Source organism: Xenorhabdus griffiniae (genome assembly GCF_001028135.1).
In the GTDB taxonomy this organism is placed as follows: Bacteria; Pseudomonadota; Gammaproteobacteria; order Enterobacterales; family Enterobacteriaceae; genus Xenorhabdus; species Xenorhabdus bakwenae.
Genome location: NZ_LDNM01000013.1, coordinates 49,356 through 61,658, shown reverse-complemented (window position 1 = coordinate 61,658; position 12,303 = coordinate 49,356). Strand labels below are relative to the sequence as shown.

Sequence of the window (12,303 nt, the reverse complement as noted above, 5' to 3'; positions counted from 1 at the left end):
TTATCACTTGACTTTCATTCCCGCCATTGTCATTAGAGTACGAAATAACGTAGATACGGCGTATAAAGCCAATACACTGCAAAACCAAATTGCTACCATCCAACTCAAGCGCTTCCACAATGAAGGACGCCGTGGTACTGGTTTAATGGTAGCCTTGTTCATGGGTGATTTTTCCTCGGAAGACATAATAACTCCAAAAGGTATAAGTCAAAATTATCGGAATAATGAACAGAGCACCAACCAGCATAAAACCCAATGATTGAGGAGGGGAGGCAGCCTCTTCATAGCTAATCGAGGGAGGGATAATGTTCGGCCAAATGCTGATCCCCAATCCAGTAAAGCCCATGAAAATCAATAACAGTGCTGTTAAAAACGGGGTGTAATGGCTTGAGTTTGGGTTAGATTTCAATAGCTGCCAGCTTGACCACAGTACCAATAATGGTACGGGCATGAAGAAAAATAGATTTGGCAAACTGAGCCAACGTTCAGCAATTGCTGGGTGAGCGAGTGGTGTCCAAATACTGATAATGGCAATAATGGTCAGCATCAGCAATGTCAAAGGGCGCAGGACACGGTACATCTGTTGTTGCAGATGACCTTCTGTTTTCATTATCAGCCAGCCACATCCTAATAAAGCATAAGCGATGACGAGTCCAATGCCACAAAACAGAGGAAAAGGAGCCAGCCAATCAAAATAGCTACCGATATAAACACGATTTTCGACAGGAAAACCGGTAATAACTGCGCCAACGACGACACCTTGCATAAAGGTGGCGAGCATTGAACCGGCAATAAATGCCTTATCCCAAAGGTGTTGGTGCGTTGGTGTAGCTCTGAACCGAAATTCAAAGGCTACGCCACGAAATATCAGGCCTAATAACATGATGGTCAATGGAATTGCCAGTGCATCTAAAACGATTGCATAAGCCAGTGGAAACGCACCAAATAATCCAGCGCCTCCCAGCACCAGCCAGGTTTCATTGCCATCCCAGACGGGAGCAACAGAATTCATCATCAAATCACGATCGGATTGCGCTTTAATCGCTGGATATAAAATGCCGATGCCAAGATCAAAACCATCCATCACGATATACATCATGGTACTAAATATAATGATCAGGAACCAAATGAGAGGAAGATCAATACCCATTTGCTGACTCCTTATTTGGGACTATTTGTGGAAGGCCTTTACGAATGAGTTTCATCATATAGGCGTAACCCACGCCGAATACGGCTCCATAGACGACAAAGAAAATAAGCAGGCTGATGCTCATGTGGATTTCCCCGTGTGCTGATACCGCATCTTTGGTGCGCATTAAGCCGTAGACGACCCACGGTTGACGGCCAATTTCTGTGGTAAACCAACCTGCCAGAATCGCAATAAGGCCAGAAGGTGCCATCAAGAGCATAAAGCGGAGAAAGAGCGGGTTTTCATACAGGCGCTTTTTATGACGTAACCATAACCCCCAGACGCCGGCAAGGATCATCAAAATGCCTAATCCCACCATGATGCGAAATGACCAAAACACCATAAACGCATTTGGGCGATCTTCCGGGGGAAATTCTTTCAGTGCTGGAACTTGCTTATCCAGACTGTGTGTCAGAATCAGGCTGGCAAGATAGGGGATCTTGATTGCATAACGTGTTTCTTCCGCTTCCTGGTTGGGTATACCAAATAAAATCAATGGGGTGGCTTCACCAGGATGATTTTCCCAATGCCCTTCCATGGCAGCGACTTTAGCCGGCTGATGTTTTAATGTATTCAACCCGTGCATATCGCCAATGATGGCTTGCAACGGGGCAATAATCAGGATCATCCACATCGCCATTGACAACATTTTCCGCATAGCGGATGAATCATTGCCTTTCAGTAAATGCCAGGCAGCAGAAGCCGCAATGAAAAATGCTGAGGCCAGAAATGCCGCCGTTCCCATATGCAGCAGACGATAGGGGAAAGAGGGATTGAAAATCACTGCGAACCAATCAACAGGAACAACCTGATTATTGATAATTTCATGGCCTTGTGGTGTCTGCATCCAGCTATTAGAGGCCAATATCCAGAATGTCGAAATAACCGTGCCGAGCGCCACCATACAGGTTGAGAAAAAGTGTAGCTTCTCTCCGACTCGATGCCAGCCAAACAGCATGACGCCGAGGAACCCAGCCTCAAGGAAAAATGCGGTCAGCACTTCGTAGACCAACAACGGGCCGGTAATAGAGCCGGCAAAATCAGAAAAGAAACTCCAGTTGGTGCCGAACTGATAGGCCATCACCAAGCCGGAAACCACGCCCATACCGAAATTAACCGCGAAAATTTTTGACCAGAAGTGATATAACGTTTTGTAGTCCGTATTACGTGTTTTAAGCCATAGACCTTCCAATACCGCCAGAAAGCTCGCCAAGCCTATCGTAATGGCAGGAAAGATAATGTGAAAAGAAACCGTAAATGCAAATTGTATCCTTGCGAGTTCAAGGGCATTCAACCCTGGCATAGTGACCTCTTATTGAAATCTTTGGGTATATGGGGAAACGAAGTTAGAAGATGCAGACAAGTAGAACACAGGGAATTGAGGTATAATAGTGACAGTTTCTTTTTTATTGACTATAACAGTTTTGAGTGGAAACCAGTCATATGATGTGTTGTGGGCAATGGGTACTGTTTGAAAAACAGATACAGAGGGTGTTGAAAGTATTTCACTGACATTTTAAAAAAAATAATAATCTAAACAACCTTATTGAAGTAGGATCTTAATAACTAATTGGGCTATATCTCATTTTATAAAAATGGTCATGATTTCACTGTGATACATACGATCTTGCTGGCGGCGTAGACGGTATCCGTTATCAAGAAAAAACTGCGTTCAATAGGGAATGAAAAAACGACAAAAATCGTCGACATCGCAGTAAATTTCAACTAAGTTATTCATAGTCTGTTCCGCCCCGGAGCTGTTTTCGGCGTTCATCAAAGTTTTGCTCCCGGAACAGATTTTTCGTCAATGTCTTATCCAGAATTCGAGTTAAATATCATATTATGAAAATTAACCATCACATAAGAGGTCAATATAAAAAAATATTTTAAAACTAGCGATTAGCGATTAGTACTGTAAATATCATTTATGTGGAAAATGATAAAACACAGTTGTGTTAGCTCTGTTGCAATCGAATATGGAGGTAGCAGGAAATCGTGGAACTCATTATAACATACAATCTTTATGGGTTAGACAAGACATATTGGTAATGTAGGGATGCATATCATGAAGTTAACAAGGCTTGCGCTGAAAAAGGATAGTCGCGGAAGATGAATATTTGTAATCCCAAGGTAAACTGCCAAATGTAAAAAACATTATATTTCAAAAACTAAAAGGAAATTAAATATATGAAATTTTTTTTTAGACTATCACAGATGATATTTCTTCTAAGTTTTACACTGTCTGCTTCAGCGGTGCAAAGCTACGCCACCTTTAATGAAAATGACCCAGTTAACAACCGTACTGCATTTTTAATTCAACAAAACCATATAAGTACACAAAGACAACCTTTTCTTTATTCTGCTCCATATAATTACGGAGAGCAGATAAATTATGGCGTATTTGATCCAAATCACTCCTTTCGTTATCGAATACTAAAAAATGGCGCTCAGATAAACTCAGTTTCTGATTCCTTTAGTCCACTTATTCTGATGCGCGCTAATGAAATGAAATACTTACAAGACAGTCATGAATACAGCAATGCTAATGATCCTTATGCTAATATTTTTATTGACAGGAGCATGATCCGCTTATCTGATTATGAGCGAAAACCGACTCGATCTATGGTTAATTGTGGGCGTGACCATTCTCCTCCGTTATCGCATACAGAGAAAATTTTGAGTAGTTCACAATGCAGTGATTTTGATCATGACTTTACTGTTGTCTATCCCATAGCAAAAAGTCTAATTCCCATTACCAATATGTTGCTGCTAGCTGATTATAAACTTAAAATAAAAACATGCGAAGTTGAGTTAAACACAACAAAGACTTGGGCTTTTAGTTCATGGTATAGTACTTTCATTACTAAGGGAGATTGTCAGATTAAACTTAAGTTAATTTGTGATGGAAGTGAAAACTCGTGTTCCCCTTCTGTTGGAGATTATTCCACAAAAAATCAATTTAAATTAATTATATATGATGATGAAAAAAATCATAAAAAAGAGTCTATTAAACGTCTTCAAAACATAGAAAAAAGTAATGTACCTCACCGTCCGATCAATCTAGAATCAATCAATAATATGATGTTTGAAAATAAAGGCAGTGGTACTGCAAAAATTTCATATATTACTTCTAGTTGTTATCATTCCACAGGCCCTAGTTCATTTTATGTTAATTCAGGCACATTTTATCTTATTAATATAAAAACGAGCAATGCCTATCATGGAATCAGGTGGTGGAATTGTTGGAACGAAGCTAAAACAATCAGTTGGAAAATTGAATATACTACATATGAATAAATACGTTAAAAAGAGGTTAAATAAGATGAAAATATTTACCATACTTGCTTTGTTTTTAAGTTTAATTAGCAACATAGCGGTTGCTACAACACCTAAAGACACTACAAATAATACACAAGCCAAATTAAATATCGGTGACCCAATAATTATGCTGGATTCTGCAAAAGACTGCTCTTCTATCAAACAGGGTTATCTTATTTCTTTATCTGTAGGATATGGTGGTAATACAAACTGGGCAACTTATACAATTAAAAATGAAAAAGGTGACAGGGCTTGGTATTGGGGAGCTTATCAAGTTGATACTCCGGCAGGGAAAGCCACCCTTGCAACGGCAATTTATGCTGCATCGAGTGGACAAAAAGTTATTATTCAATGTGACACCAATAATTATATTAAATATTTGTCGGTTGGACCTGATTCTTATTAACGCAAATTACCGAAATATTTAAAACACTAATGATTAAAGCAGATTTCATCATTTTAATTTTAAAAGTGTATAAATATTTATTTATTTTTCCATATGAAAGGTTAAAACCGACTTTAGTTGGTCAGCTTTAGCTGCGATACCGTATTACACGAGAGGTGCAATATGGATACAGATATGGCAGCTCTGGGCTTTCAGTCCGTTAATAAATCACCCACCGCCTCGAGGCGGTGGGTGATTTATTTATGTTTGTATCAAAATTAAAAACCTTTTACAATTTTAGGCTTGGGGATTTACCGGAAGCGGATGTGTGATTGCTTTGCCAGATATAATCGCCTGTCAGATTGATATTTAATGTGTTATCTGATAATAAATAAACTGAGAAATCGTATCATTTTAAGCTGTTCTACGGGTGTATTTCCGATTGAGAAAAACAAATTTTGAATACGCTTGATTGTTGATATTAGAATTTAGCTCTCTTTTTTCCTCATCAGTGAGGAGGAATTGGATTATACCTACGGGTGCAATAAACCATGCTTCGGACCCAAAGCCTCTCACCATCGGATAAATGGATCATATGTCTTGCAAGGTGTTGATATTGCGGTTGATTATAAAGATAAAGGGCTTGCAAAAATTCAAATTGATAATTTTCCATAAGACCTGGCTGTGGCCTATCTTGTAAATTTTCAAGAGAGGCAACACCCAGTTCACTATAAAGATGCCATCTTTCTCTTGGTGGTGGATAAAACGCAATTGCATTTGTTCTTGTTCTTGGATGAGTAAGCCCTACCGCATGACCAAATTCATGGAGAATAAGTGTATAAGTGAAATTTTCTAGTAAAACCCTCCTATCGTTGGTTCCAAAGTTAGTTTCTAATTGTTGTAACTCTTCGCTACTTATTTCATCACTTTGGCGAAGGTATATTCCAGGCGATGTAATAAAAGGATATCGTCTAGTAAGATTTACTAATTCGTGATAACCTGCTTCATATGTAATTGCCATAGAAGATTGCATGTTTGAAAAATAAGAATTTGGAACTGTTCGTACGACAAAATTTGGAAAACCATGACTTGATACAAATGGTTCTATAACTAGGCCCCGATCCCTAAGAATTTCATTCCAATATGTTGCCGCTTCATCAACAAGAGGCTGCAAACGAATATCTTCACCCCCACCACCTTCTATATTAAAATGAATTGTCATTTGTGGATCTATGTAATAATGCATAAAAGGTCCATAATGGTGTACTGCTGAATATGGCGTAGGGTTAGTGTGCAGTGTTTCATATTCAAACATGAAGCCAACATGATTATAGGCTGGATCAGATGGGTCAAAATGAGAAGGTTGAGGTTGAGGTTGAGGTTGAGGTTGAGCATGAACCTGAACCGTTGCTATAAGTAAAATAAAACTGAATAAAGAAAATGCTTTTAATGATTTGAAAATTTTTTTATACATATAATTTCCCCTTTTATATTATGATCATGTATTGATGAAGATGCATTCTAAAAGAGAATACTCAACACGTCCCTCGTTTCAGGCTGAATTTATGGGGCTAAAAATGATATGTTTATAAAACACATCTTAATTCTAGACAAAATAAGATTGATTTATATAAATAAAAATTTCGATTTCATGTCATTATGTTACGCTTCATTTTTCCCGTAGGGCAATTAAGGACAGCATAAAAACTTGGAGATGATGGTCATCGTTGTCTTTGGTGGCTACAGGCTATCTACTAGAAGTAGAAGCTACAATACTCCCCCTACTTTATAGAGTCAATTAATGTATAGCGATAATGGAACTAATTTGTCTCTTTGAAAAACACGGTGAAGCTTATTAATATGGCACTGTTTGATGTGAAAATTAACCCTAAGAATAAATAGCTTAGTGATATTCATATTATTTAAGCTGGCAGAATATGACTGAGCAAAAAATTATCGGTAGCATTAAAGCAGACTCAATGATACTGAGTCTGCTTATGCCTATTATGCAAAACAAATTTTTGCCCAGCGTGCCAGGCTGTATCCTAATGTCTCTTGGTGCACTTTCAATAAACGGGCGAGTTTTTCGGGTTCTTGGGCGTCTCTGTGCAAGGATTTTAATGTCGTTAAATTCTGGCGAGAGTAAAACGCTTTCTGAGCTTGTATGTCATTGATAGAAATCGGGTTCCAGAACTGCGTCAGGGGCATGTCAATACCCGAAGAGACTTTGCTGCCTAATCCAAAAGGATGCATGAGTTGTTTAAAGGTTAGATTAATATCTAAATCATTTCCCCCGATGCGTTGACCTGTGTGCGCCAGTAAGCTGTCATTGCGCACAGATAGGTTTTTCCAGCAGAAAAGACTTTGGCGATTTAATGTAATAAACTTCTTGAGGATCTTCCAGATATTGAGCGAATATATTGAAAATTTTCACTTTATGCCTGTAACAGTTTAGACAAAGGCCAAGTATATGACGCGTTACGAACAATTGGCTGGCGTGATCCGCCAACAAATAGAAGACGATATTTGGCAAGTGGGTGATAGATTGCCATCATTGCGGGAATCGGTGAAATCGTCGGGTTTGAGTTTGATGACAGTGCTACAAGCTTACCAGTTGCTGGAAAGTCAGGGTTGGATCGTGGCACGTCCACAATCAGGGTATTATGTTGCCACTCGGTTAAAACCCTTTGCGGCGGCAAAAGGGGGGAAGGGACTCAACTTAAGTGAAAATGTGGAGATCAGTGCGTCCATATTTGATGTATTACAGGCATGTAAAGATCCGCAAATTATTCCTTTCGGTTCGGCATTTCCCGATCCTTCTTTATTAGTCGAACCCAAATTATCAAAAATGCTGGCTTCAGTCGCTCGCCGTTTCGTGCCACACAGTTCGCTGGCAAATTTGCCGCCAGGCAATGAAAAGTTACGGCGTAATATTTCTCGGCGCTATGCTTCTCACGGTATCCATGTTTCCCCAGATGAAATTGTGATTACTGCCGGAGCAATGGAATCATTAAGTTTCAGTTTGCAATCTGTCACTTCGCCAGGGGATTGGGTGGTGATTGAATCGCCAGCTTTTTATAGCGCGTTGCAGGCAATAGAGCGGTTACGATTGAAAGCTATTGCTATTAAGACAGATCCCCACACAGGCATTGATTTGGATACTTTGAAAGACGTCGTGCAGAAATATTCAATAAAAGCGTGCTGGCTGATGTCACGTTTTCAAAACCCACTGTGCAGCACAATGCCCCCTGAAAATAAACAGCGATTGGTAGAGATTTTGAACCAAAACCAGATCGCCCTGATTGAAGATGATGTATATGGTGAATTGTATTTTGAGCAGGAACCACCGGCACCAATCAAAGCATGGGATAGCGAAAATAATTTCATGCACTGTTCATCATTTTCAAAATGTCTTGCGCCCGGTTATCGGGTAGGTTGGGTTGCAGCAGGCAAACATGCGAAGAAAATTCAGCAATTACAGATGATGAGTACGGTATCTGCCAGCACGCCAACCCAGTTGGCGATTGCAGACTATCTGTCGCAGGGAGGATATGACAATCATCTGCGTCGATTGAGGCGGCAGTTGGAGCAGAGGCAAAATCGGATGTTATGGGCAATCAGTGAATACTTTCCCCAATCTGTGAAAGTAAACAGTGCACGTGGTGGTTATTTTCTCTGGCTGGAGTTTGACCCCCCTTTTAATGCCAACCGACTCTATCAACTGGCATTGGCAAAGAATATCAGTATCGCACCAGGTAGCATGTTTTCCACGAGTACCCAGTTTGATCATGCCTTCCGCTTGAATACTTCATTTGCCTGGAATGAAACACAGGCCTTGGCAATGAAAGAATTGGGGAATATGTGCCACATGCTTTTGTAGTGGCCATGCACAATATGCGTCGTGACCTGTTTTTTTGCAACAAACCCAAACAGGGAGCGGAGCATCGGGGAGTATGAGTGAGCTGTCAATGTGCATTGGGCAAAACGGTGTTTACCAAAAAAGGTATCGAATCGTTATTGCCCATGCGTACCTGTCGTAAATTAAGTGAGGGCACGAGCGGCTCGGATCAGACTCTCACCAAGATAGTCATATGTGGATGATATACCCGGTAAAACCAGATAGTAACCCCCACCGAAAGGTTTAATGTAACGCTCTAAGGGTTCACCATTTAACCGTTTTTGGGTATCAATAAAGCCTTTTTTCAGGTCATTTTGGAATGAAACAAAAATCAGCCCCATATCGAGTTGGCCTGTTGATGTTAATCCAAGTGAGTAACTATAACTGCGCCGACGTAATTTGGAAACATGTCGTTCGGTTGTTCGAGGCTCGGCCCGACGCATGTGGGAGTCAAATAATACCCGATCGCCATGCGGATCACGATTAAATTCGGGTTCGTCGTGCTCATGCTGTTTTCCCATCGGTGCCCCGCTAGCTTTATGTCGTCCAAAATCATTTTCTTGATCTTCAAGCGGTGTTCTATCCCAAAACTCCAGGGCAAAGCGGATGAGACGAACGGCTTGATAACTGCCATTTTCTATCCACGCGGGTTCTTTTTGCGTAATCCAGACGAGAGAGTCCATTAAGTCATTGTCTTTCGCATCGGCATTGCCGGTGCCATCTTTAAAGCCAAACAAATTAATGGGCGTTGTTTTACATTCAATATCGCGAGCAGGTAAAAAACCATCTATCTTCCAAAGCGGTGCAACCTTTCCCGATAATTGACGTAAAACGTCACGTAATGCATAAATCACAGTTTCTCGGCTATTGGCACACAATTGCAGTAAGAGATCCCCCCCACACCACGATGCTTCTAAGCGATCATTTGGGAACGCGGTCATCGCAACAAATTTTTTCGGCTTTAGCGAGGTTAACCCGAAACGGTTATCAAAGAGCGAATGACCGAGTGAAACCGTTATGGTTAAATCATCCGCCGCTAAATAACGCCCGAGGATCCCAGATTCTGCTGGTGGCATCCGGTCATTCGTGTTTTTTTCCGCCTGACGGTTTTGCGTTAATCGAGCAATACATTGCGTTAAGCGCTTAAAAATGTCTTCAACCTCATCAAGCGTGGAAACGGTTAAATTCAGCGACAAAAAAATCGCTTCTTTTTGTTCTGGTGTAATCACGCCAGCCTGATGTTTTCCTAAATAGGGAATGGCGTGTGTGCGGCTGAGGTTGTCACATGCTTTCGTTTCCGGTGTCGCCATTGTCGGTAAACTCAGCGCCTTACTGGATAACAGAACACTGCCTGCTCCCAGCCATTTTAATGTCATGCGTTTACTCAGCGAAATCGACTCATTCTCACTGGGGATCGTGTTTTTTTCGTGCTTCATGGTTCGTTCCGGTATTTATAATACACATCTATCTTCAATGCCGCCCGCAGTCCAGACAACGTCTGCGCTAACTGTGTCAGTTGGGCGTAAAGCTTATGTTTATCCCGACGAGAGAGTTGCTCATAACGGAAGTATTGCCCTTGTGCAGAGCGATAATTCGCCATGACGGAATCAAGTGCATCAAATTGCGTATTGAGTGATGTCACTATTTCAGGGGATAAAAAGGGTGCCAACCCGTCAACTATCCAGCGAGCACCCTGCAAATTTGCCGCAATATCCGCTAAGTCACTGCGACTGTAGCGGTTTTCATCACCGCCGAGTTTTGTCTCTAAAATAAGCTCAATGCCATCATCTGCGGATTGCACTAATTTTGCTATCGGAAGCGTTTCCACCGCCACACGCTGTTTTAAATCTTGTACATTATGCAGTAGCGCTTGCGTTGCTGCCAAAGCATCCGATTTATCGTTCGTTGAAAACAGGGCGTATTCAACACAATGAAAACCGATAAATTTCGGATCGCGCTCCTGTTCAAGAAAATAACGGGCATGGGGGTTAATCACACGATCGGCATGACCAAAAACAACCACCACCGCGCGGATCGTCTCATAATCATAATGAGCCTGAATATACGCTTGCTGTGCGGCTTGCCAATTTCCTGCGTTTAATGCACGTTGCAATGTGATTAACTGCGCTTCGATGGCCGCCACTTGTACGCCCATCGTTTTCATATAGACCGCAATTATCGGTTGATATTGCGTCGGCGTAGGAATATCTCCTTTGGCAATAACGACTTCATTGCCTATGTCTGGACGCCCCGCACGATACTTTTCCGCCCCCGCAGCTAAACTCAATAACAGCATTAGCGAAACCGTCATTCTCAACGTATTACGCTGCATGACGACGCCCCTGACGACGGAATAATGCAATCACAACGATCCAATAAACAGCAAACGCCAGCACACTTATCCCAATAGGTTGCGCCCGATACCCAAATAAGGTAGCCATAAAATTCCCGATTAACCCGGAGTCATCTAACCCATTGCTGGTATCCCATACTGGGTAGATGAGAAAATCATTCAGCTCAATATCGTGTTCTAACAGCACATTGGAAATCTCTTCCACGCCTTTAAGAAGCAATGAACAGGCTAAGAAAAGCAGCACGATACCGGTAATACGGAAAAACCATTTCCACGCAATTTTTCGATAGCTAAGTGAGAACAGATACAACGTCAGTGCGGCTATCACGATCCCTAATATCACTTCTCCCGCAAATGACCACATGGAATCTCGCGTTAGCCCCATTACGATACTGGAGAGAAACACAACGATTTCACTGCCTTCACGTGCAATCGCAATTGCGACGATAACCAATGCGCCCCACCAAGAGTGATGTTGTGCGCCACGAACCATTTCGTGTTCAATACCCGATTTGAGTGAGGCGTTGTGCTGGTTCATCCAGTACACCATTTGTACGATAAGGATACAGGCAAAGAGCGACATCCCAATCATAAAATAGGTTTGTCCGCTGTCATCGAGCACATGAAATACGCCGTAAATTAACAGAGCTAAAAAGAGGGATAAGGCACTCCCAAGCGCGACACCACCCCATAAATAACGGCGTCCTGCCTCTGCATCAGGGTGTTGTTTGATCCACGCATAAATAATGCCGACCACGAGTAGCGCCTCAAAGCTTTCGCGCCATACCACAAAAAGAACTTGTCCCATTCCGTATCCTACAAACAAATGATTATTTAACTATTATCTCACCGGCGGGGTGCGCGAGATGAAAATCATCAAAAAATGTATATTTTCCCGGTTTAAGCGGTGCGATGACTACCACTGATCTTGCACCGGGTGCCAGGACTTTTTCTTTACGCAATTGCGTGCTTTCAAATTCAACAGGCTCCGTACCGGTATTGCGAATTTTGATCCGAACGGGGGTTTTCGCTGGCACATTTAACACCGGTGGCGTTAACTCACCGTTATTCATTTCAAGTTCAACAGTAAATTTTTCAGCGGCAATCGTCATGGGCGTATAAATCAACGATATGACCACGATACACAGAGTGAAAATGAA

General features: G+C 41.6%; 11 protein-coding genes and 2 pseudogenes. 3 read left to right on the top strand and 10 right to left on the bottom strand.

Annotated features, from left to right (window positions below; genetic code table 11):
- Positions 1 to 3: 3 nt before the first annotated feature.
- The 4 genes and pseudogenes from AAY47_RS20405 to AAY47_RS20400 all read right to left on the bottom strand — a co-directional run.
- Complete coding sequence (locus AAY47_RS20405) at positions 4 to 162, bottom strand: DUF2474 domain-containing protein (protein WP_072059737.1); 159 nt, start codon at positions 160 to 162, stop codon at positions 4 to 6.
- A complete protein-coding gene (gene cydB / locus AAY47_RS04300; RefSeq protein WP_047767223.1) occupies positions 143 to 1,150 on the bottom strand; it encodes a cytochrome d ubiquinol oxidase subunit II in 1,008 nt (335 codons plus the stop codon). Before cydB ends, AAY47_RS20405 begins: the two co-directional genes overlap by 20 nt.
- Positions 1,140 to 2,492, bottom strand: coding sequence for a cytochrome ubiquinol oxidase subunit I (locus tag AAY47_RS04295; protein ID WP_047767221.1), 1,353 nt, complete (start codon positions 2,490 to 2,492; stop codon positions 1,140 to 1,142). Before AAY47_RS04295 ends, cydB begins: the two co-directional genes overlap by 11 nt.
- A 285-nt stretch (positions 2,493 to 2,777) precedes the next feature.
- A pseudogene (locus tag AAY47_RS20400) lies at positions 2,778 to 2,927 on the bottom strand (IS982 family transposase); the annotation flags it as partial.
- 449 nt (positions 2,928 to 3,376) lie between these two features.
- On the opposite strand from AAY47_RS20400, the gene AAY47_RS04290 reads away from it, so the two are divergent.
- Together AAY47_RS04290 and AAY47_RS04285 are read left to right on the top strand one after the other, a co-directional pair.
- The gene (locus tag AAY47_RS04290; protein WP_047767219.1) at positions 3,377 to 4,486 is read left to right on the top strand and encodes a hypothetical protein; all 1,110 of its coding nucleotides are present in this window, start codon (positions 3,377 to 3,379) and stop codon (positions 4,484 to 4,486) included.
- Between the two features lie 25 nt (positions 4,487 to 4,511).
- Positions 4,512 to 4,913 carry a hypothetical protein gene (locus AAY47_RS04285; protein WP_047767217.1) on the top strand — a complete coding sequence of 134 codons (402 nt, stop codon included), beginning with the start codon at positions 4,512 to 4,514 and terminating at the stop codon, positions 4,911 to 4,913.
- A 487-nt stretch (positions 4,914 to 5,400) separates the two neighbouring features.
- Here AAY47_RS04285 and AAY47_RS04280 read toward each other — a convergent pair whose 3' ends face one another.
- On the bottom strand, positions 5,401 to 6,366 hold the full coding sequence (locus AAY47_RS04280) for a hypothetical protein (protein WP_047767215.1): 966 nt from the start codon (positions 6,364 to 6,366) through the stop codon (positions 5,401 to 5,403).
- A gap of 545 nt (positions 6,367 to 6,911) precedes the next feature.
- Positions 6,912 to 7,226: pseudogene (locus tag AAY47_RS04275) on the bottom strand (molecular chaperone); the annotation flags it as partial.
- A gap of 136 nt (positions 7,227 to 7,362) precedes the next feature.
- On the opposite strand from AAY47_RS04275, the gene AAY47_RS04270 reads away from it, so the two are divergent.
- Complete coding sequence (locus AAY47_RS04270) at positions 7,363 to 8,772, top strand: PLP-dependent aminotransferase family protein (protein WP_047767210.1); 1,410 nt, start codon at positions 7,363 to 7,365, stop codon at positions 8,770 to 8,772.
- A 161-nt stretch (positions 8,773 to 8,933) separates the two neighbouring features.
- Here AAY47_RS04270 and efeB read toward each other — a convergent pair whose 3' ends face one another.
- Genes efeB through AAY47_RS04250 form a run of 4 tightly spaced genes read right to left on the bottom strand, consistent with a single transcriptional unit; the run spans position 8,934 to position 12,300 of the window.
- Positions 8,934 to 10,226: an iron uptake transporter deferrochelatase/peroxidase subunit gene (gene efeB, locus AAY47_RS04265; RefSeq protein ID WP_047767208.1), complete on the bottom strand. Its 1,293-nt coding sequence runs from the start codon at positions 10,224 to 10,226 to the stop codon at positions 8,934 to 8,936.
- Positions 10,223 to 11,122, bottom strand: coding sequence for an EfeM/EfeO family lipoprotein (locus AAY47_RS04260; RefSeq protein ID WP_047767206.1), 900 nt, complete (start codon positions 11,120 to 11,122; stop codon positions 10,223 to 10,225). The genes efeB and AAY47_RS04260 overlap by 4 nt, the downstream gene beginning before the upstream one ends.
- Positions 11,112 to 11,951: an FTR1 family iron permease gene (locus tag AAY47_RS04255; protein ID WP_047767205.1), complete on the bottom strand. Its 840-nt coding sequence runs from the start codon at positions 11,949 to 11,951 to the stop codon at positions 11,112 to 11,114. The genes AAY47_RS04260 and AAY47_RS04255 overlap by 11 nt, the downstream gene beginning before the upstream one ends.
- 22 nt (positions 11,952 to 11,973) lie before the next feature.
- Entirely contained in the window at positions 11,974 to 12,300 is a 327-nt protein-coding gene (locus AAY47_RS04250; RefSeq protein WP_255334751.1) for a cupredoxin domain-containing protein, read from the bottom strand.
- Between the last annotated feature and the right edge of the window lie 3 nt (positions 12,301 to 12,303).